The sequence below is a fragment of the Streptomyces sp. NPDC054770 genome (genome assembly GCF_053611985.1).
Genome location: NZ_JBSHBL010000040.1, coordinates 15,948 through 37,655 on the forward strand (window position 1 = coordinate 15,948; position 21,708 = coordinate 37,655).

Sequence of the window (21,708 nt, forward strand, 5' to 3'; positions counted from 1 at the left end):
GCGGCGTGGGGATGCCTAGACCGGGTATCCCCACGCCTTCGCTATCTCGGCGAGCCGGGGCGGGAGTTCGGCGGTGGGGTCGGCCTGGCGGGCGGCCTGGATCCTGCCGGACCTGATCTCCTTGCTCCAGTCGCCGAGCTGCGGCCGGAACGTGCCGTGGTCCTGCTTGCCGTAGTCGAGCATGCCGCTCTCCCACGGGACGCCGAGGTACTCGCACAGGCCGCGGGTGACCCGCTCCGGATCCGCGGTGAGGTCCTCGTACGTGATCACGTGGGCGCCGGTGAGGTTCTGCCGGGCCTCTTCCAGTTTCTCCGCGTAGCCCAGGACCTCGGTGCGGATCGCCTCGTGGTCGGGGTCGGCGCGGCGGCTGGTCAGGGACTGGACGACGGCGCCGGGGTGGCGCAGCAGCAGGATGAACCGGGCGTCGGGCCAACATCGGTGCAGCCGGGGCCAGATGAGGGTGTTCGGCGGGGTCTTGTCGACGATGACGTCCTTGCCGCTGCGGCTGAGCTCCAGGTGCAGCACCCGGTCCCACAGCACGTGCTCCAGCTCCTCGCGGTCGAGGGCGAGCTCCTTCATGGCGTCCGCGGTGAACTCCCGGGACATGCGGACGTGGACCGTGCGCAGATGCATCTCGTGCGGGGCGCGGATGCGGCTGTGGCTGTTCAGCAGGACCCGCAGCAGCGTGGAGCCGGAGCGCACCGAGGAGAGCACGAAGGCGGGGGACGTCACCAGGCGCGGGGCGAGGGGGGCCGTATAGCCGTCGGAGGCCTGCTGCGGCCGCTCGGCGGGGCGCTGGGTCGGGATGGCGTCGAGGGTCTTGCGCGGCGGGCTCACCGCCTGCGCCATGAGCCGGCCCCGGCGCTTCAGCCCCCTGGCGATCGCGGACATTCGCGGGTCTCGCACGGTGATGCCTTTCTGTCGTCCCTGCCGTTCCGCATCCCAGGGGCGTCAGACGAACTCAAGGTGTCCAAGAGGCGAACCAGCAGCGTCACGGCGGCCCGAAAAGCCGCCGTGACCTGCCCATTTACCGTTCTCTTAATTCTTCATATGAGATCTTCCGGCGTAAGCCGTGAAAGGGTTCAGAACCGGCCGGATCCCCGGTACAGCTCCAGCTCGCCGTCCAGTTCGACGGCGAGGACGGTGGCGTACGGGTCGAGGTCGGCCGCGGCCGGCGGGTCGATCCACAGCACGCCCACCGCCTCGTGCAGCCCACCGGTCACCCGGTGGCCGAGTTCGGTGCCGGTGCCCACCACGGTGATCCTGCGGACCGCCGTGGCCAGGCCCCGGACGCCGATCTCGGCGCGCGGGACGTCGAACAGGGTGAGGTAGAGGGTGCGCCGGTCGGCGGAGAGGGTGCTCGGGCCGTAGTGGTGCCCGGCCGGCAGGCCGCGCCCGGTCCCGTACACCGCCTCCGCGTGCCGGCTGATCCACTCCCCCAGCCCTTCGAGGCGCTCCACCTGCGGCTGCGGGATGGTGCCGTCCTCCCTGGGGCCGACGTCGAGCAGCAGGTTGCCGCCGCCCCCGATGGTCTCGGTGAAGTAGCGGATCAGCTGGGCGAGGGACTTGTGGTTGTGGTCGTGGTGCTGGTAGCCCCACGAGTCGTTGATCGTCAGGCACAGCTCCCAGGGGCCGTCCGGCGGCACGACGGGGGCGCCCTGCTCGGGGGTGGCGTAGTCCCCTTCGCTGAGCATCCGCGCGTTGAAGACGACGTGCGGGACGTACGACCGGATCAGCGCGGCGAGTTCGGGGATCCGCCACTGTTCCTCGCTGCGGTCCCACTCCCCGTCGAACCACAGCAGGTCCGGCCGGTAGCACGAGGCCAACTCCCGTATCTGGCCGTCCCGGTAGGCGATGAAGCGTTCCCAGGCCGCCAGGTCCTCGTCCTCGGCCGCCACTTCCGAGTAGCGGTTGTCCTCCAGCTCCGGCGGGCGGCCCGGCTTGCGCGTGGAGGCGTAGTCGGGGTGGTTCCAGTCGGAGTGGGAGTAGTAGAGGCCGACCTTGAGGCCGTTCTCGCGCAGGGCCTCGGCATACGGCCCGAGATAGTCCTTGCCGAGGTTGAGGTCGCCGTACGCCGTGTCCCACAGGGCCACACCGTCGTGGTGACGGCTCGTCAGCACGGCGTACTTCGCGCCGGCGCGGGCGAACAGGTCCGCCCACGCCTTCGGGTCGTACCGGGCGCCGGTGAAGCGGTCCAGCTGGGACATGTACCGGTCGTGCGGCACGATGTCGTCGTAGAAGGACCAGGACTCCTGGACCCCGTCGACGGCGTAGATGCCCCAGTGCACGAAGATCCCCAACTTTGCGTCGGTGAACCACGGTTGCATGGCCATCCGGTCAGCCCCTGCGGAGCCGGAGCGTGAGGATCTGGAAGGGGCGCAGCTCGACGGAGACGCTGTCACCGTCGGTGGCGGCGTCCTCCAGGGGGCGCTCGAGGAGGTCGGTCACCTGGGCGCCGGCCAGCGGGAAGCCGGTGCGCAGGGCGCCCCGGGCGCGGCCGCCCAGGGACTCGTAGAGGCGGACCACGACATCGCCGGAGGCGTCGTCGGCGAGCTTGACCGCCTCGACGGTCACGCCTTCGCCGTCCACCGAGACGACCGGCTGCGGCTCGCCCACCGCGTCGGCCACCCGGAGCGGCAGGTTGAGGGCGTAGCCCTCGGCGACGGCGTCCCCGACCGTGGCGCCCGGCAGCAGCGAGTACGTGATGCGGTGGCGGCCCTGGTCGGCGCCCGGGTCCGGGACGCGCGGGGCGCGCACCAGGGAGAGGCGGACCGTGGTGGTCGTACCGCCGTCCTCGCGGACCGTGCGGGAGACGTCGTGGCCGTACGTCGAGTCGTTGAGGACGGCGACGCCGTAGCCGGGCTCGGCGAGGTGCACCCAGCGGTGGCCGGAGACCTCGAAGCGGGCCGCCTCCCACGTGGTGTTGGTGTGGGTGGGCCGCTGAATGTGGCCGAACTGGATCTCGGCGGAGGAGTGCGCGGCGCGGATGTCCACCGGGAAGCCGGCCTTGAGGAACTTCTCGGCCTCGTGCCAGTCGATGTCCGTCTCGAAGTCGATCCGGGGGCTGCCGGCGCGGACGGTGACCGTCTGGGTGATCGTCGAGCCGTTGCCGAACGGACGCGTGATACGGACCGAGCCGAGCAGCGGGTCCGCGTCGGCGACCGTGATCTCGGAGGGGTCGAGCAGGTCCGTGTAGCGGTTCTTGTAGTGCTTGTCGACGTCCCAGGCGTCCCAGTAGTTGGGGAGGTCGGTGTGCAGGCGGAGCAGGTTGCCCTGGCCGGCGAGGACCTCGCGGCCGGCCCGGTGGTCGTACACGGACGACAGGGTGCCGTCCTCCGCGATCTCCACCCGGACGATTCCGTTGTCGAGGACCCGGCCGTCGACGGTCACCGGCTGCGGGGCCTCGGCGGCGGCCGTCAGCGGGGCGCTGCCGCTCGCCGGGACCTCGACGTAGACCGGGGTGCCCGCGGCGTCCCGGACGACCTCGGCGCGGTCGTAGGGGCTGGTGTTGAAGACGCGGGCGGTGCCGCCGCCGAGCGCGGTGACCGCCTCGGCGGTCAGCGTCTCCAGCTCCGCGGCGACGCGGGCGTACTCGGCCTCGGCCTCGCGGTGCACCCAGGCGATCGAGGAGCCGGGCAGGATGTCGTGGAACTGGTGGAGCAGGACCGTCTTCCAGAGCCGGTCGAGCTTCTCGTGCGGGTACTGGTAGCCGGGCGCGTGCAGCGCGGCCGTCGTCGCCCACAGCTCGGCCTCGCGCAGCTTGTGCTCGCTGCGCCGGTTGCCCTGCTTGGTGCGGGCCTGGGAGGTGTAGGTGGCGCGGTGCAGTTCCAGGTAGAGCTCGCCGACCCAGACCGGGGCGTCCTCGTACTCGGCGCGGGCCTTGGCGAAGAACGCGTCCGGGTGCTCGACCTCGACGCGCGGGGAGCCCTCCAGGTCCTTCAGGCGGCGGGCCCGCTCCATGATCTCGCGGGTGGGGCCGCCGCCGCCGTCGCCCCAGCCGAAGGGGGCCAGCGAGCGGGTGGCGGCGCCCTTCTCGGCGTACTGGCGGACCGCGCGGGACATCTCCGCGCCGCTGAAGCGGGCGTTGTAGGTGTCGACCGGCGGGAAGTGGGTGAAGATGCGGGTGCCGTCGATGCCCTCCCACCAGAAGGTGTGGTGGGGGAACGTGTTGGTCTGGTTCCAGGAGATCTTCTGGGTGAGGAACCACTCGTTGCCGGCCAGCTTGGCGAGCTGCGGGTAGGCCGCGTTGTAGCCGAAGGAGTCGGGCAGCCAGACTCCCTTGGTCTCGATGCCGAAGTGCTCGATGAAGAACCGCTTGCCGTGGACGAGCTGGCGGGCGATCGCCTCGCCGCCGGGGAGATTGCCGTCGGACTCGACCCACATGCCGCCGACCGGCGCCCACTGGCCCTTCTTCACGGATTCCTGGATCCGGGCCCAGACCTGCGGGTAGTTGTCGCGCACCCATTCGTACTGCTGGGCCTGCGAGCAGGCGAAGACGAACTCCTCGTACTCCTCTGCAAGGGAGGTGACGTTGGAGAAGGTCCGGGAGGTCTTGCGCTTGGTCTCGCGGATCGGCCAGAGCCAGGCCGAGTCGATGTGGGCGTGGCCGACGCCGGAGATGCGGTGGGCGCTGGCGTGCGCGGGCTTGGCGAGGGCCGGCTTCAGGGCCTCGCGGACGGCGGCCGCGGATCCGGAGATGTCGTCCAGGTCCAGCAGGTCCATCGCGTGGTCGAGGGCGTGCATGATCTCGTGGCGGCGCGGGTCGTGCTCGCCGAGCTCCAGCATCAGCTCCTTGAGCACCTGGACGTCGAGGTCGAGGTGCCAGACCTCCTCGTCGAGGACGGCGATGTCGGCGCGCCTGAAGGTGTAGAGCGGCTTGTCGCCGGCCGTCAGCACGTCGCCCAGGAGCGTGGGCTCGGCGAAGTCGTTGGCGAGGATGTCGGGGTTGGAGGCGGCCTCGACCAGGTAGTCGATCACCTCGCCGCCGGTCGCCGGGTTCGCGATCCGCACGTACTGGTTGAGCGGGTTGACCGCCTTCAGCGGGGTCCCGTCGGTGAGGTGGACCAGGGCCTCGGCCTGGTTGCCCGGCCAGTCGCCGGTGAAGCCGAGGTCGATGACCGCCTCGACGCGGCGGCCCGCGAACTCCGCGGGGACCTGGCCGCGCATCCGGAACCAGGTGGTGCCCCAGGGCGGGCCCCAGGGGGTGTCCATGGCGAACGGCTCGTAGGCGGCGGCCGCGGCCTCCTCGAAGGGCACCGGCTCCCCGGGGGCCTGCCAGGCGGACACCTCGAAGGGGACGGTGGCCGCGTAGATCGCGGGCTTGATGCGCTGGTTGTGGAGGCGCTCTACGCGCTCCTCGATCCGGCGGCGTTCGTCGTGCATGGGAAGTCTCCAGAAGCGGGTTTGGAAAGCGCTTTCCGAGCGGCTGGTCACTTAAGATACGCGAGGCCCGGGTGGACCTCGGTGTACCCCTCCACCAGCCGGCGGGCGACGTTCACCGAGTCGACCAGCGGGTGCAGCGCGAACGCCTTCACGGCCGTCGTACGGGAACCGGACTCGGCGGCGGCGAGCACCTCGCGCTCGACCGCCTTGACCGCGCACACGAGGCCGGTGGCGTGGTCGGGCAGCGGGGCGACGGCGACCGGGTGGGCGCCGTTGGCGTCGACCAGGCAGGGCACCTCGATGACGGCCTCGCCGTCCAGCACCGAGAGGGTGCCGCGGTTGCGGACGTTGAGGATCAGCGTGGTGCGCTCGTCCCGGGCGATGGCCCGCATCAGGGCCAGGGCGACCTTCTCGTAGCCGCCGGACAGGTCGTCGGCGTCGCGTTCGCCGGCGCCGGCGGTCTCCCGGTTCTCGGCCATGTAGGTGGCCTCGCGCTCGGCGCGGGTGCGGTCCCAGACGTCCAGGGCCTTGGCACCCGGGTCGGTGACCGCCTCGTAGAAGTGCGCCTGCTGGTCGCGCAGGAAGGCACCGCGGGTCTTCTCGACCTGCTGGTAGGCGCGGACGGCCTCGCGGTTGAAGTAGTAGTAGTGCAGGTATTCGTTGGGGATCGCGCCGAGGGACTGGAGCCAGTCGACGCCGAAGAGCTTGCCCTCCTCGAAGGAGCCGAGCAGGTCGGGGTCGGCGAGCAGGCGCGGGAGTTCGTCGCGCCCTGCGATGTGCAGGCCACGCACCCAGCCGAGGTGGTTGAGGCCGACGTAGTCGATCCAGGCCTCGCGCGGGTTCGTCGCGCCGAGCACCCGGGCGATCCGGCGGCCGAGGCCGACCGGGGAGTCGCAGATGCCGATGACGCGGTCGCCGAGGTGCCGGGACATGGCCTCGGTGACCAGGCCCGCGGGGTTGGTGAAGTTGATGACCCAGGCGTCGGGGGCGAGCCGGGCCACCCGCCGGGCGATGTCCACGGCGACGGGCACGGTCCGCAGGCCGTAGGCGATGCCGCCGGCTCCGACCGTCTCCTGGCCGAGGACGCCCTGCGCCAGTGCCACCCGCTCGTCGTTCGCCCTGCCCTCCAGGCCGCCGACCCGGATCGCCGAGAAGACGAAGTCGGCGCCGGTGAGGGCCTCGTCCAGGTCGGTCGTGGCGGTCACGGCGGGGGCGTCGGGGACACCGGCCGCCTGTTCGGCCAGGACCTTGGCGACCGCGGAGAGCCGGCCGGCGTCGAGATCGTGCAGGACGACCTCGGTCACCCGCCCCTCGCCGCGGTCCGCCAGCAGTGCGCCGTACACGAGCGGCACGCGGAACCCGCCGCCGCCCAGAATCGTCAGTTTCACGCTTGAGCCTTTCCTGCCAGGACCACCTCGACACCGGCCTCCTCCAGGGCGGCTCGGGTCGCCGGATCCACCGGCGCGTTGGTCACCACCTTGTCCAGGTCCCCGGGACCGCAGACCTTCGCCATGCCCGTGCCCGGGAACTTGGCGGCATCGGCGAGCAGCACGACCTTGTCGCTCGCCCCGATCATCGCGCGCTTGACCGGCACCTCCACGACCGTCGTGTCCATCACCTGCCCGCCGGGGCGCACCCCGCTGGTGCCGAGGAACAGCCAGTCGGCGTGCAGCTGGCGCAGGTTGTCCTCGGTGAGGAAACCGACCAGGGAGCGGTACTCGCGGCGGAGCATGCCGCCGAGCAGCACCAGCTCGATGCCCTCGTCGTCGGCGAGCTCCTCGTAGACCACCAGGTTGCTGGTGATCACGGTGAGGCGGCGGCCGTGCAGCTGGCGGGCGAGCCGGAACGCGGTGGTGCCGATGTCGAGCAGCACCGACTGGCCGTCCTCGACCAGTGCCGCCGCGCACGCGGCTATCGCGTCCTTCTCGGCCACCCGCACCTCGGCCACCTCGGCGAAGGGCTGGTCGCCCTCGTCGACGACGGCACCGCCGTGGACACGTGTGAGCAGCCCGTCCTCCTCCAGCTTGACGAGGTCACGCCGGATGGTGGCGGGGCTCACGTTCAGCTGCTCGGAGAGGTCGGTCACAGAGGCGGGGCCACCGGAGCGCAGGGCCCGCAGGATGAGTTGGTGTCGTCGTTCTGCCAGCACGACGTGCACACTACTCGTCATCTTCAATCATTTCCATGCTCACTTCTGCTCGGGTATTGACCAATCTCCCCGAGCAGCGCACGATTCCGGCATCGAAAATGACGAGTTTTGACGAGAGGCTGCGCACGTGGACGACGACAGGCCCGATGTGCTGCTGACCGGGCTGCTCTTCTACGACCTCGTCCTCACGGGGCTCGGCAAGCCGCCGACACCGGGCGAGGAGATCTGGACGGCCGGCATGGGCTGCGGGCCCGGCGGCATCGCGAACCTCGCGGTGGCCGCGTCCCGCTTCGGCCTGCGCACCTCGCTGGCCACGGTCTTCGGGGACGACTTCTACGGCGAGTACTGCCGGGACGTCCTGTGCGACCAGGAGGACATCGACCTCTCGCTCTCCCGCACCGCGGACGGCTGGCCCACCCCGGTCACCGTCTCGCTGGCCGCCGGCCACGACCGGGCCCTCGTCACCCACGGCCAGGAACCCCCGTACTCGCAGGACGCGCTGATGGGCGACCCGCCCGAGGCGCGCACGGCGCTCGTGCACATCGAGGCCGAGCCGCGCGAGTGGATCGCCAAGGCCGCCGCGAACGGCACCCACGTCTACGCCGACGTCGGCTGGGACCCCACCCAGGAGTGGTCCCGCGACCTCCTCGACCAGCTCGCCCTGTGCCACGCCTTCCTCCCGAACGAGACCGAGGCGATGGCCTACACCCGCACCGACAGCGCGGTCGCGGCCCTCGGCACGCTCGCGGAGCTGGTGCCGGTGGCGGTCGTCACCCGGGGCGGGGACGGCGCGGTGGCCGTCGACCAGAACACCGGCGAGTACGCGGAGGTCCCGGCCCTCGACGTCGAGGTCCTGGACGCCACGGGCGCCGGGGACGTCTTCGGGGCGAGCTTCGTCACGGCCTCCCTCGGCGGCTGGCCGCTCGCGGAACGGCTGCGGTTCGCGGTCCTCGCGGCCGGACTGTCCGTACAGCAGCACGGCGGCGCCCTCGCGGCCCCCGGCTGGTACGGCGTCGACCACTGGTGGCGCTCGCTGACCGACCCCGAGCTGAAGAAGACGTACGGCTTCCTCGCCGACCGCCTGCCGGCGGACGTGGGCCCCCCGGTGCGGCACGCCCCCGTCACCCCGCCCGCCCCGCCGCACTGACCCGCAGATCCACAGCCCCGCGACCCGACGCCCGACGCCCCACGCCCCACAGCCCCCACGCTCCACAGCACCAACGCCCCTCAGTACCACGAACAGGAACAACAGGAGTGACCCGTGGACCTTTCACGTAGAGGCTTCCTCCAGGCCGCCGCACTCACCGCGGCCGCGTCCGGCCTGACCGTCGCATGCGGCGGCTCCGGATCGAGCGGTACCAAGAACGGCAAGAACCTCACCCTGTGGTACTGGGGCGGTGCGCTCAGCGACAAGGTGGTCGCGGAGGCGAAGACCCACTTCAGCAGCCAGGTCAAGCTGACCGCCGCGTCGATCGGCGGCGACTTCAAGCAGAAGCTGACCACCACCCTCGCCGCGGGCACCTCCGTGCCCGACATCACCGGCATCAAGGGCGAGGACATCGCGTCCTTCCTGCCCAACGCCTCCCGCTTCCTCGACCTGAACGACCTGGGCTTCAAGAAGCTGTCCTCGCAGTACCTGGGCTGGAAGACCAAGCTCGCCCAGACCTCCGACGGCAAGCAGATCGGCTTCCCGATCGACATCGGCCCCACCGCGCTCTTCTACCGCGCGGACCTGTTCGACAAGGCCGGGCTGCCCACCGACCCCGCCAAGGTCGCGGCCCTGGCCACGACGTGGGAGGACTACTTCACGCTCGGCACCGAGCTGAAGAAGAAGGTCTCCGGCACCTTCCTGGTCAACAACATCGGCTCGGTGTTCACCATGGTCGTCGGCCAGGGCACCAAGCGGTTCATCGACAAGGACAACCACTTCATCGGCGACCAGGACCACATCCGCACCGCGTGGACCACGGCGGTGCGCCCCTACACGCTCGGCCTCGACGCCAAGATCAACGACAACAGCTGGAACGCCGCCATCGGCAAGAGCCTGACCACCGAGCTCGGTGCGGCCTGGCACGCCCTGGACATCGAGCAGGCGGCCCCGGCCACCAAGGGCAAGTGGCGGGTGTGCGCGATGCCCGGCGGACCGGCCAACCAGGGCGGCTCCTACCTGGCGCTGCCCAAGCAGTGCCGCAACCCCGAGGAAGCGTTCAAGATCATCAGCTGGATCCTCAGCCCGGCCAACGACGCCCGCGGTTTCACCGACGCCGCCATCTTCCCGGCCGCCCCGGCCGCGTACGCCATGCCGGCCATGACCGGCCCGGACGCCTTCTTCGGCGGCCAGAAGATCATCGAGGTCTTCGGCCCGGCCGCCAAGGCCATACCGGACAGCTACGAGGCGCCGGCCGACGCCGCCGTGATGGCGCCGTACATGACGGAGCTGACCAACATCGAGGCCAAGGGCAAGAAGCCCGACGCCGCCTGGAACGACGCGGTCAGCCAGGCCAAGCAGATCGCCCGCCGGCAGGGGGTGAGCTGAGGTGTCGTCACCTCCGGTGACCGGTTCCGCCGCGGTGTCCGACCATCGCGGCGGGCCGGGCCCGGCCCGGTTCCGCCCGCGGCGCGCCACGCCCGTGGGTCACGCCCGGCCCCGGCGGCGCGGGCCGCTGTCGTACTGGCGGCAGTACCTGGCCATCTCGCCCTTCTACCTGATATTCATCGCGTTCTCGTTCTTCCCGGTCTTCTACTCGCTGTACCTGGCCTTCCAGCGCTGGGACGGCCTGGGCGACATGCAGTTCGTCGGGCTGCAGCAGTTCAAGTTTCTGTGGTCGGACCCGGTGTTCTGGCTGTCGATCCGCAACACCCTGGTGATCTGGGTGCTGTCCACGGTGCCCACCCTCTTCGGCGCCCTGGTGCTGGCGACGCTGCTGCACTCGGTGCGCCGCTTCAAGGGCTTCTACCGCATCGCCCTCTACGTTCCGAACGTCACCTCGATCGTGGCCGTGGCGATCTTCTTCGGCGCCGTGTTCAGCAACAACTTCGGTCTGGTCAACGCGATCCTGGGCACGGTCGGCATCTCGCCCGTGCCGTGGCTGAGCAACCCGTGGCTGATCAAGGTGGTCATCTCGCTGCTGATGACCTGGATGTGGACCGGCTACAACATGATCATCTACCTGGCCGGTCTGCAGGCGATCCCGACATCGATCTACGAGGCCGCGAGGGTGGACGGCGCCGGCCCGGTCCGCACCTTCTTCCAGATCACCGTCCCGATCCTGCGGCCGATCATCCTGTTCACCGTCGTCATCTCGACCATCAACGGCCTGCAGAGCTTCAGCGAGCCCCAGGTCCTCTTCGCCAGCAACGCCGCCAACGCGAACCTCGGCGGCCCCGGCCAGGCGGGCCTGACCACTCTTCTGTACTTCTACCAGTCGGCCTTCCTCGACAACGACTACGGCTACGGCGCGGCCATCGTCTGGGCCTTCTTCGTACTGATCATCCTGCTGGTCGCCGTCAACTGGCGTATCACGCAACGAGGGAGGAAGGCATGACGACCGCCGACACCACCCGGCCGGCCACCGGCCTGCGGCGGCTGCGCCGCCCCAGGGGCCTGACCGCCCACATCTTCCTGATGCTGGCCGTCGTCCTGTCGATCTTCCCGTTCGTGTGGACGATCGTCATGGCGACCAACACCACCCAGGACATCTACAAGAGCCCGCCGAAGCTGACCTTCGGCTCCCATCTGCTGGAGAACATCCGGCATGTGCTGAACACCATCGATTTCTTCGGGTCGATGCTCAACACGGTGATGGTCGCGTGCGTCACCACCGCCCTGGTGCTGTTCGTCGACTCGCTGGCGGCCTTCACCTTCGCCAAGTTCGACTTCCCCGGGCGCAAGCTGCTCTTCGGCACGCTGCTGCTGTTCATGATGCTGCCGCTGCAGCTGGCCATCCTGCCGCAGTTCATCCTCATGTCCAAGATCGGCTGGGTCGGGATGCTCAAGGCGCTGGCCCTGCCGTCCCTCGCCAACGCCTTCGGCATCTTCTGGCTGCACCAGTACATCGAGAACGGCGTGCCCGACGAACTCCTCGACGCCGCGCGCATCGACGGCGCCGGGTTCTTCCGCCAGTACTGGAACATCGCGCTGCCGATGATCAGGCCCGCGCTGTCCTTCCTCGCCATCTACGCCTTCGTCAACTGCTGGAACGACTACGTCTGGCCGCTCGTCGTGCTCACCAACCCCGACCACGTGACCCTCCAGGTGGAGCTCGCCCAGCTCAACGTCGGCCACAGCACCGACTACAGCATGGTCATGGCCGGTGTACTGATGGCCTCCCTGCCGCTGGTGCTGGTCTTCGCCATATTCGCCCGCGGCTTCATCGCGGGCGCCACCGAAGGCGCGGTGCAGGGCACCTGACCCGCGCGGGCCGCCCCGGCCCGCGCGGCACGCGCGAGACAGAGGAGGGATCCGGTGACGGACACCGACGCCGACGCCGAGCGAAGGCGGTCCCCCGAGGGTGCGGGCCCCTCCGCCCGGCTGCCGTTCGCCCGGCGCCGTGCCGTGCCCCCGGGCCGGGACGGCGCCCCGCGCACCAAGGTGCTCGTGGTGGGCATGGACGGACTGCGCCACGACCGGCTGACCCGGCCCGGTGCCCACGCACCCGTCCTGCACGGCCTGCTGGCCGCCGGCGCCCACGGCACCAGCCTGCTGCCCTACGGCGAGGCGGACGGCCAGGCCGAGCACGGGCCGTCGACCAGCATGGCCTACACCGACTCCGGCCCCGGCTGGTCGAGCGTGCTCACCGGGGTGTGGCCGGACCGCCACGGGGTGACCGGCAACGACTTCGTCGGCGCCGACTACACCCGCTACCCCGACTTCCTCAGCCGCGCCGCCATCGCCCGACCCGGTCTGCGCACCGCGGCCGCGGTCTCCTGGCCGGAGCTGGTCCACCGCGGTCTCCTCGGTCCCGCCATCGGCCGGCGAGTGCACCACGACGGCGAGTCCGACGGCTACGCGACCGCGGACGACCTCGTCGCGAGCGCCGCCGTACGCTGGCTCACCGAGCACGACCCGGACCTGCTGTTCGTCTACTTCGGCGGCACCGACGAGGCCGGCCACGCCACCGGCCCGCTCTCCCCCGCCTACGACGCCGCCCTGCTCGCCCAGGACGGCCACCTCGGGCGGCTGCTGGCGGCCATCGAGGCCCGCGGCTCCGGCGAGCGGTGGACCGTCCTGGTCACCACCGACCACGGGCACCTCGACAGCGGCGGTCACGGCGGTGACTCGGACGCCGAACGCGAGGTGTTCGTCATCCTCGCCGAGCCCGGCACGCCCGGCGGCACCCGGCTCGACACCCCCCGTCTCGTCGACCTCGCCCCCACCGTCCTGGACCGGCTCGGCATCCCCGTCGACCCCGCCTGGGGCTGGGAAGGACGCGTCCTGCCCGGGCCCGCCACGCCACCCACGCCACCGGAAGAGAGAGCCATCCGCCGATGAACGATCCGTCGATCCCCGGGCCCCGGCCCGCCGATCCCCTGATCGCCCTCCGCCCCTGGGAGGCACCCGAGGTGACCTCCTGGGGCCGGCTCCCCATGAACGCCGTCGACCGGCGCACCGGAGCGCTCCCCCTGGACGGCGACTGGCGCTTCCAGTTGCTGCCGGCTCCGGACGCGCCGGTCGGCGGCTCCTGGTCCACGGCGTACGTCCCCGGTGCCTGGACCGTGCAGGACACGGAGGACCTGCCGCAGTACACGAACGTCACCATGCCGTTCCGCGCGTTCCCGCCGGACTCCCCGGCCGCCGACCCGACCGGCGTCTACGAGCGCGAGCTGGACGTGCCCGCCGAGTGGGCCGGGCGGCGGATCGTGCTCCAGGTGGGAGCGGCGGAGAGCGTGCTCCTCGTGCACGTCGACGGGCGGCCGGTGGGTGTCTCCAAGGACTCGCACCTGGCGGCCGAGTTCGACCTGACCGACGCGGTCCGCCCCGGCGGGCGGTCGGTCCTCAGACTCACCGTCGTGAAGTGGGCGGACGCCTCGCACCTGGAGGACCAGGACCACTGGTGGCACGGCGGGATCACCCGCTCGGTGCTGCTGTACGCGACCGACCCGTTCCGGCTCGCGGACGTGACCGTACGGGCGTGCCGGGACGGCGAGCTGCGCGTGGACTGCCAGGTGCGCAACGCGGCGGGCGACCGGGCGCTGCCCGCGGGCTGGTACGTCACCGGCGAGCTCGACGGCGAACCGCTCGCGCAGGACGCCGAGTTCGACCGGCTCAACACCGAGGACGACCGCGTCTCCGACTTCCTCGGCGAGGCCCGCATCCACGCCGTCGTGCCCGATGTCCGCACCTGGAACGCGGAGCAGCCCGAGCTGTACGGGCTGACCGTCCGGCTGCACCGCGCGGACGGCACGGTCGCCGACACGTCGTACCACCGCATCGGCTTCCGGGACGTCGAGATCGTCGGCCGGGACCTGCTCGTCAACAGCGAGCGGGTCTTCGTCCGGGGCGTCAACCGGCACGACTTCCACCCGCTGACCGGGCGGACGGTGTCGTACGACGACATGCGCGCGGACCTGGTGGTGCTGAAGCGGTTCGGGTTCAACGCGATCCGCACCTCCCACTACCCGAACGACCCCGCGCTGTACAACCTCGCCGACGAACTGGGCTTCTACGTCGTGGACGAGGCGGACATCGAGTCCCACGACCACGCCCACGAGATCGCCGACGACCCGCGCTACCTGAACGCCTTCGTGGACCGGGTCTCGCGGATGGTGCTGCGCGACAAGAACCACCCGTCGGTCATCGTCTGGTCGCTGGGCAACGAGTCCGACTACGGGGCGAACCACGACGCGGCGGCCGGCTGGGTGCGGCGGCACGACCCCACCCGGCCCCTCCAGTACGAGGGGGCGGCCAAGCGCGGCTGGGCGGACCCGGACGTGGCCTCCGACATCGCCTGCCCGATGTACGCGTCGCTGGAGGACTGCGTGGCGCACGCCCTGTCCGGGGAGCAGACCAAGCCGCTGATCCAGTGCGAGTACTCCCACGCGATGGGCAACAGCAACGGCACCCTTGCAGACCACTGGGCCGCCATCGAGTCCACTCCGGGGCTTCAGGGCGGGTTCATCTGGGAGTTCTGGGACCACGGAATCCTCCAGCGGGTGAGCGACGGAAGACCGGTCGGGCGCGCGGGCGCCGGACTGTACGACAACGGTGTCGCCGCGCCCGGCCACCGCTGGGCGTACGGCGGCGACTTCGGCGAGGCCCTGCACGACGGGGCGTTCGTCGCGGACGGCATCGTCTTCCCCGACCGCACCCCGAAGCCCGCGATGTACGAGCACCGGGAGATCGCGGCGCCGGTCCGCATCCGGTGCTTCCGGCACGAGGGCATCGTGCTCGCCAACCACCAGCACTTCCGGGGCTTCGACTGGCTGACCGGCACCTGGGAGCTGGCGCTGGCCGACGGCCGCACCCTGACCGGCCCGGCCGAGCTGCCCGAGCTGTGCCCCGGCGAGACGGCGGCCGTACCGCTGCCGTTCGAGGTGCCGGCGGACGGCGGGGAGGCCTGGCTGACGCTGCGGGTGACGGTCGCCGAGGACCAGGCGTGGGCACCGGCCGGTACCGAGGTCTGCGCGCCGCAGATCCGGATCCGGGCGGCGGCGCCGCTCCGGCAGCCGGTGCCGGCGGGGCCCGCCGTCGAGGTGGACCGCGAGGGACTGCTGCGGCATCCCCTGCTCACCGCCGCGCCGACGCTGTCGCTGTGGCGGGCGCCGACCGACAACGACGAGCTGGGCGGGATGGCGCTGCGCTGGCGGGCCTGGGGCCTGGACCGGTTGGTGCGCAAGGTGGTCTCCGTGCACCGGCAGGGCGACCGATTGACCGTGCTCGCGGAGTACGCCGGCACGGTCGGAGTCGTCCGGCACCGGCAGGAGTTCACGCCGGTCGAGGGCGGTGTCCGGGTCGACGAGTCGGCCGAGCTGCCCGCGGAGTTCACGGACGTGGCCCGGGTCGGCTCGGTCTTCGAGACGGTGACCGGGCTCGATCTGCTGGAGTGGTTCGGTCAGGGTCCCTGGGAGTCGTACCCGGACCGCGCCGCCGGAGCCCCGGTCGGCCATCACTCGCTGCCCGTGGACGAGTTGTTCACCCCGTACCTGCGGCCCCAGGAGAGCGGCGGCCGTCATGGCGTACGGCGGTTCACGCTGTCGGCGCCGGACGCCACCGGACTCGCGGTCGAGCTGGACGAGCCCCGCCAGGTTTCCGTCAGCCGCTACCGCGCCGAGGACCTCACCGCCGTCACACACCACGACGAACTCGTGCCGCGGGCCGGCTGCGTGGTCCATCTGGACGCCGCACACCGGGGCCTCGGCACGGCCTCGTGCGGTCCCGACACCTTCCCCTCCTACCTCGTCGCACCGGGCGTCCACCGCTGGAGCTGGACCCTGCGCGCCCTCTGATCCCCCCCACGCCCTTCGCTGTCACTTCCGCTTACTCACGGAGCACACGTGTGTACTTCGCATGACCACCCGCAGGGCGAGGCCGCGCAGGCCGGAGCCGGACGACGCAACTTCCTCAGGGCCACCGCGCTCCTGGGCGCCGCCGCCACCGCCGGGGTCGCGCTGCCGGCCGTGGCCGAGGCGTCCTCCGGCTCCGGCCGGCGGCCCGACCCGGAGAGCCGGCGCTTCACCCTCGCGGTGATGCCCGACACCCAGTACCTCTTCGACGGGCCCAGCATCAACCCGGCGCCGATCGAGGCCTCGCTGCGCTATCTCCTGGAGCAGGGCGGCGAGTCCGAGGACAACATCGTCTTCCTGGCCCACCTCGGCGACCTCACCCAGAACGGGGCGAAGGAGGAATTCGCCGCGATCGGCAAGGCGTTCGGGATCCTCGACCGGCGCGGGGTCGGCTACAGCGTGCTGGCCGGCAACCACGACATCAGTTCGTCCACGGACGACCAGCGCGGTGCCACGCCGTACCTGGACACCTTCGGGCCGCAGCGTCTCAAGGGCAGGCCGACGTTCGGCGGGGCCTCCTCGGACGGCTACAACACCTACCACCTGTTCCGGGCGGCCGGGCGGGAGTGGCTCGTGCTGGCGCTGGACTGGCGGCTGTCGGCCAAGGGGTACGCCTGGGCGAAGGACGTCATCGCCGCGCACCCGAAGACGCCGGTCATCCTCACCACGCACGAACTGGTCGTGGACGACGACGAGTTGTCGTCGTACGGGCAGCAGCTGTGGGACCAGCTGGTCAACGAGCACGACCAGATCTTCCTCACCCTGAACGGCCACTACTGGCCGGCGGGCCGCGCGACCCGCAAGAACGCGGCCGGCCACGAGGTGCACCTGCATCTCACGAACTACCAGAACCGCTACTTCGGCGGCGCGGCGATGATCCGCCTCTACCACTTCGACCTGGACCGCAACGTCATCGACGTGGAGACGGTCTCGCCGTGGATCCTCGGCCGGGCGGGGAAGGGCCTGAACGAGCTGGAGCGGCAGGAGATGGAGCTGAGCGGCGACGCCGACCGGTTCTCCGTCGACATCGACTTCGCGGACCGCTTCGCCGGTTTCGCCCCGGAGCCGGTCCGCCCGGCGCGGCCCGCCTCGCAGCTGCTGGTGCGGGGCACGGCCGCCTACTGGCGGTTCGACTCGGCCGTCTCGGGGACGGTCCGTGACCTCTCCGGCCACGGCAACGACCTCACCGTGGTCTCGGTGGGCGGCGGCACCCTCGGCTGGTCGGCGGACCACCACCCGGACCAGCCGGGCCACGGCAGCCTGGAGTTCACCGGCTACAAGTCGCCGCTCACGGGCGCCTACCTGAAGACGGTCGACGGCGCGCCGCTCAACTCGGCGACCTTCAAGGACGGTTACACCATCGAGGCGTTCTACCGGCTGCCGGCCGACTGGGACCCCGACCACAACGCCTGGTCCGGTCTCGTCGGCCGCACCGGCACCGGCGGCGCCGCGGGCAAGACCGCCGACGACCCGGACGAGCCCCTCGCCACCCTCTCGCTGTCCAACGACCGCGAGCCGCAGTGGGCGATGCGCCCGCTGAACCAGGAGGGCATCGCCACCAGCTGGGGCCAGGAGACCCCGCTGGAGACCTGGCGGCACCTGGCGGTCGTCAACGACGGACGGCACACCACCCTGTACGTCGAGGGCTGCCCGGTGGTCCGCAACCCGAAGGCCGCCGCGGTCGGCATCGCCTCCGTCGGGCTGCCCTGGCTGGTCGGCGGCTACACGTACGCCGACAAGATCGACCAGATCCTGCACGGCCGCCTCGGCGACGTCCGGATCGTCTCCCGGGCGCTGCCCGTCTCCTCCTTCATGACCCACTGACCCCCGCCACGAGGATCACCACTTTCATGACCGAGCAGCAGCTGCCCTCCTGGGCCGATCCCTCCGTCTCCCCCGCCGAACTCGACGCCCAGGGCATGTCGAGACGTGGACTCCTGCGCCGCGCGGGCCTGTTCGGCGCCGCGTTCACGCTGGGGTCCACGGCGACCCCCGCGTTCGCCGCCGACCGCCGGGGCCTGGGCGGCGAGGACCCGCGCCTCGCCTACCTGGTGGGCGACCACCATGTCCACTCCGTGTACAGCCACGACGCCAAGTACACGTTCTCCCAGCAGGCGCAGGCCGCCGCGAAGTACGGCCTGGACTGGATGGTGTTCAACGAGCACTCCAACTTCGGGCACGCCTACTACGGCGCGAAGCTGGAGCACGCGGAGATCGTCAAGGCCCGTGCCGCGAACCCGCGTCAGCTGATCTTCCAGGGCCTGGAGTGGTACATCCCGGCCGCCGAGCACTGCACGGTGTTCGCCGCGCCCGGCCCGCACGAGACCGACCTGCTCACGCAGTTCGAGCTGGCCTACGACGGCAAGCTGCTGGGCTACACCGAGGGGTCGGCGGGTGCGGCCGACACCGCCCGCAACGAGGCGCACGCCGTCAAGGCGATCCAGTGGCTGGCCGAGCAGCGCCGCACCGGCTATGTCGACGACGTCCTGGTCCTCGCCAACCACCCGCTGCGGCTGGGCATCGACTCCCCGCAGGAGATGCGCAACTGGCGGGACGCGGCGTCCGAGATCATGATCGGCATGGAGGGCGCGCCCGGCGCCCAGGGTGCCGCGATCCCCGGCTGGCGCGGCGCCACCTCGATCCGCGGCGAGTACGAGAACAAGCCCTCGGCGCAGTCCTGGGCCGGTTACCCGGCGGACGCGTACCTGACGTACGGCGGTTTCGACTGGGCTACGGCGACGGTCGGCGGCCTGTGGGACGCGCTGCTGTCCGAGGGTCGCCTGTTCACCATCACCACCAACTCCGACAACCACCGTACGGTCTTCGACACCTGGAAGAACGGCGACTGGCCGGCGGGGCAGAACTTCGACAACACCGGCAGGCTGCCCGACCCGGTGAACACCGACACGCCGCAGCCCGGCAGCGACTTCTGGCCCGGCGAGTTCAGCCGTACGCACGTCGGCGTCACCCGGTACGGCTACCGTGCGGTGATGGCGGGCCTGCGGGCGGGCCGGGTCTGGCTGGACCACGGGCACCTGCTCGACGGGCTGGACGTCCGGCTGAAGCGGGACTGCGACCACGGCGCGGGTGTCACGCTGGGTGGCCGGCTGCGCGTCCGCAGAGGCGAGCGGATCACCCTGAACGTGACGGTGACGACCGCGTCCCGGGTCAACGCCCAGGGGATCCTGCCCCAGTTGGCGCACGTCGACGTCATCCGGGGTGCGGTGCGCGGTCCGGTCGCCGACCGCGACACCTGGCGGGCGCCGGACACCAGGGTCGTGCAGTCGAAGGACGTGTCGGGCCGCAGGGGCACCTACACCCTGCGCATCCCGCTCACCGCGGGCGACGAGTCGTTCTACGTCCGGCTGCGCGGCAGCGACGGCAAGCGCAACGGAACGGGCTACCTGGGCGCGGCGATCGACCCGCACGGCCCGGTCCCGCACGAGCCGGGGAACGGCGACCCGTGGGCGGACACGTGGTTCTATTCCAACCCCGTCTTCGTGGACGTGGTGGGTTCCTGACGAATCGTCGCCCATTAATCACCTTGCGTAGTCGCCGGGGTCGCGGCAGGCATGCGTGAATCGTGTCCGTACCGCTACTCAGAGTTGGAGTACGGTCGGACCGCGATTGCCTGCCGCACCCCGGCGCCGTCGTTTCGGCGCCGATCGGGACCATTACGGGACCATTGAGAGTGCCACGGTTTTTCACTCGCGCGGGCATTCGGCGAGCTGGTGACCGAGTCCCGGATCAAAGGCGAACAATTCCATCGGCTCCAATCCGAACCAAAGCAGTCGTGCGGTCGCGGATAATTCGATGGAAAGATTTCGGGCCGCCCGGAACGGCTTCGGACCTCACGGTGGCAGCACATAGATTTATGCAGCAGCCGACCCCATACTGCATACAGCGAAGGTGCACGGGGACCCGTTCTCCGGCGAGCGGACCCGGCATCGACCGGTCTGGAGCGATCCTCAAGTGATCGTCATTCACCACTGACGCACTTACCCACACGACGAACAACACACGACGCGGAACATAAATACCCAAGAGCGACAGAACGAACTTTTCGCTCGGCAGCACGGCGAGCCGCGCGCTGTCCACCCCGCCGCCCAAGTCGGCGCCGCAAACCCCTCCCCGAAGGGGCTCCGGGCCGGGGAGTTGCGACCCCGTGCGGCCTTTTCCCGGCAGGTGGTGTTTACTGGGTACCGGTCTGAACCTCGACGGGTCCGGGCCCTTTCCGGAGGCTCCGGGGGTGGTTCCCCGGAGCCTCCCCCCTTTGTCCGGTGTTTACATCTGGGCCGCTCGCCGCTCATCCGTGAGAAATATTCATGCGGAGCGGCGCACAGACTTTCAATGGCCCACTCCCAGAAAAAGCCGCTTGTCGATCACCCCTCCCCCAAGGTGGTGTGATGCACACCACACCTCTTCGGAGTCGGTTCGGGAACTCCCTCTCGCGAGTGTTTTCCCGGCGGCTGCCGCCTCCGCAGAAAACTTTGCTCTCCGTCATCAGTGACTGGCGATTTCCCGGGGCAGGGGGGTACTTTGTGAAAACGTCTTCGCCTCGCAGCCCGGACTTACCAACCGGATCGACAACGCGAGAGAGAGGACCCGGACCCGTCGTCCGGGTGTGCCGCAGCCAGTGGCGCACCCGGGATCCCATTCGCACCGGCAAGAAGGATCTCAGACCGATGAACACCGCCATCGCCGATGGCTTCGGCACCTCGCCCACCCCGCACCGGCGCCCGGCCGGCGCCCCGCACCTGACGCAGCGTGACGACGGACGCCCGGTCCGGCGGCACCGCCGGCCGCCCGCCGCCGCAGCGCGCACGACCGGAGCCTGACCGATGGTCCCGAAGGTCGACGCCTTCCGGACCGGGGACGTCCTCAGCGGACGCCAGGCCATGCCCGCCCGCAGCTTCCTCGCCCAGCTCCCGCCCGGTTCCTGGCCGTTACTGGTCGGCAAGTGGGGCGCGGACAGCCGCATCCACGAGCGCGACGAGGAACTGCCCATCGGGCCGGCCGACGAACACGTGCACATCGTGCTGGGCGGCTGTGTCCGCCAGGACCGCCACCCGCTCGGCACCACGGCGGGCGCCCCCAAGATCACCCGGTTCCGCGGAGCGGGCCAACTGCTCGGCGAGGCCAAGCTCATCGAGCCGTCGGCCGCGGTCAGGACGACCTGCCTCACCACCACCTGGGTCATGCCCTGCCCCGTCCCGGCCATGAACCTCCTGCTGCGCCGCCGCCCGCACATCCAACTGGCCCTGCTGCGCAGCCTGGAGGACCGCAACCGCACCGACGAGCTGATCTACGGCACCATGACGCGCCCGCCGCTGGAGCGGGTCTGCGCGCTGCTCGTCCATCTGGCCGAGGTCGCCGGCACCGCCGGAGCCGACGGCACCGACGACCCCGGTCACCTCACCATCCTGGGCCCGAGCCAGAAGGACATGGCGGAGGCCCTGCTGCTGGGCGTCTCGACCGTGGAGAACACGCTCCGCCTGCTGCGCACACCCGCCGCGCAGGGCGGTCTCTTCCCGGACCGCGTACTGCGCAGCGGGTACCGCAGGTTCGTGGTCACGGACCTGCCGTCGCTCCGCGCCGTCGCCAAGCTCCCCTAGGCCACCGCCCAGCCCGTTGTCCCCGTCCCCACGCCCGGACGTTCCCGGCCCCTCCCCTCC

At 71.0% G+C, this 21,708-nt stretch carries 15 protein-coding genes; 10 read left to right on the plus strand and 5 right to left on the minus strand.

Annotation, left to right across the window (positions count from 1 at the left end):
* Nucleotides 1–15: 15 nt before the first annotated feature.
* The 5 genes from ACWGKQ_RS30030 to ACWGKQ_RS30050 all read right to left on the minus strand — a co-directional run bounded on the left by ACWGKQ_RS30030 (nucleotide 16) and on the right by ACWGKQ_RS30050 (nucleotide 7,531).
* Nucleotides 16–906 (minus strand): sulfotransferase family protein, encoded by an 891-nt coding sequence (locus ACWGKQ_RS30030; protein WP_453295128.1) that lies wholly within the window; start codon nucleotides 904–906, stop codon nucleotides 16–18.
* 176 nt (nucleotides 907–1,082) lie between these two features.
* The gene (locus ACWGKQ_RS30035; RefSeq protein WP_453295129.1) at nucleotides 1,083–2,333 is read right to left on the minus strand and encodes an alpha-L-fucosidase; all 1,251 of its coding nucleotides are present in this window, start codon (nucleotides 2,331–2,333) and stop codon (nucleotides 1,083–1,085) included.
* A 4-nt stretch (nucleotides 2,334–2,337) separates the two neighbouring features.
* Nucleotides 2,338–5,382 (minus strand): alpha-mannosidase, encoded by a 3,045-nt coding sequence (locus tag ACWGKQ_RS30040; protein WP_453295130.1) that lies wholly within the window; start codon nucleotides 5,380–5,382, stop codon nucleotides 2,338–2,340.
* 47 nt (nucleotides 5,383–5,429) lie between these two features.
* Nucleotides 5,430–6,770, minus strand: a complete 1,341-nt coding sequence (locus ACWGKQ_RS30045) for a 6-phospho-beta-glucosidase (protein ID WP_453295131.1) — start codon at nucleotides 6,768–6,770, stop codon at nucleotides 5,430–5,432.
* On the minus strand, nucleotides 6,767–7,531 hold the full coding sequence (locus tag ACWGKQ_RS30050) for a DeoR/GlpR family DNA-binding transcription regulator (protein WP_453295196.1): 765 nt from the start codon (nucleotides 7,529–7,531) through the stop codon (nucleotides 6,767–6,769). Before ACWGKQ_RS30050 ends, ACWGKQ_RS30045 begins: the two co-directional genes overlap by 4 nt.
* 127 nt (nucleotides 7,532–7,658) lie before the next feature.
* Here ACWGKQ_RS30050 and ACWGKQ_RS30055 point away from each other — a divergent pair, with 127 nt between their 5' ends.
* From ACWGKQ_RS30055 to ACWGKQ_RS30100, 10 genes are all read left to right on the plus strand, one after another.
* Nucleotides 7,659–8,678, plus strand: a complete 1,020-nt coding sequence (locus ACWGKQ_RS30055; RefSeq protein ID WP_453295132.1) for a carbohydrate kinase family protein — start codon at nucleotides 7,659–7,661, stop codon at nucleotides 8,676–8,678.
* A gap of 114 nt (nucleotides 8,679–8,792) precedes the next feature.
* The gene (locus ACWGKQ_RS30060; protein WP_453295133.1) at nucleotides 8,793–10,067 is read left to right on the plus strand and encodes an ABC transporter substrate-binding protein; all 1,275 of its coding nucleotides are present in this window, start codon (nucleotides 8,793–8,795) and stop codon (nucleotides 10,065–10,067) included.
* A 94-nt stretch (nucleotides 10,068–10,161) separates the two neighbouring features.
* A complete protein-coding gene (locus ACWGKQ_RS30065; protein WP_453295197.1) occupies nucleotides 10,162–11,076 on the plus strand; it encodes a carbohydrate ABC transporter permease in 915 nt (304 codons plus the stop codon).
* Entirely contained in the window at nucleotides 11,073–11,942 is an 870-nt protein-coding gene (locus ACWGKQ_RS30070; RefSeq protein WP_453295134.1) for a carbohydrate ABC transporter permease, read from the plus strand. Before ACWGKQ_RS30065 ends, ACWGKQ_RS30070 begins: the two co-directional genes overlap by 4 nt.
* A 144-nt stretch (nucleotides 11,943–12,086) precedes the next feature.
* On the plus strand, nucleotides 12,087–13,022 hold the full coding sequence (locus tag ACWGKQ_RS30075) for an alkaline phosphatase family protein (protein WP_453295198.1): 936 nt from the start codon (nucleotides 12,087–12,089) through the stop codon (nucleotides 13,020–13,022).
* Nucleotides 13,019–15,976: a glycoside hydrolase family 2 TIM barrel-domain containing protein gene (locus tag ACWGKQ_RS30080; protein ID WP_453295135.1), complete on the plus strand. Its 2,958-nt coding sequence runs from the start codon at nucleotides 13,019–13,021 to the stop codon at nucleotides 15,974–15,976. The genes ACWGKQ_RS30075 and ACWGKQ_RS30080 overlap by 4 nt, the downstream gene beginning before the upstream one ends.
* 48 nt (nucleotides 15,977–16,024) lie before the next feature.
* The gene (locus tag ACWGKQ_RS30085) at nucleotides 16,025–17,857 is read left to right on the plus strand and encodes a LamG-like jellyroll fold domain-containing protein (protein WP_453295136.1); all 1,833 of its coding nucleotides are present in this window, start codon (nucleotides 16,025–16,027) and stop codon (nucleotides 17,855–17,857) included.
* A gap of 26 nt (nucleotides 17,858–17,883) precedes the next feature.
* Nucleotides 17,884–19,554 carry a PHP domain-containing protein gene (locus tag ACWGKQ_RS30090; protein WP_453295137.1) on the plus strand — a complete coding sequence of 557 codons (1,671 nt, stop codon included), beginning with the start codon at nucleotides 17,884–17,886 and terminating at the stop codon, nucleotides 19,552–19,554.
* 1,164 nt (nucleotides 19,555–20,718) lie between these two features.
* Entirely contained in the window at nucleotides 20,719–20,871 is a 153-nt protein-coding gene (locus ACWGKQ_RS30095) for a hypothetical protein (protein WP_453295138.1), read from the plus strand.
* Between the two features lie 3 nt (nucleotides 20,872–20,874).
* Entirely contained in the window at nucleotides 20,875–21,648 is a 774-nt protein-coding gene (locus ACWGKQ_RS30100; protein ID WP_453295139.1) for a Crp/Fnr family transcriptional regulator, read from the plus strand.
* Nucleotides 21,649–21,708: the final 60 nt, after the last annotated feature.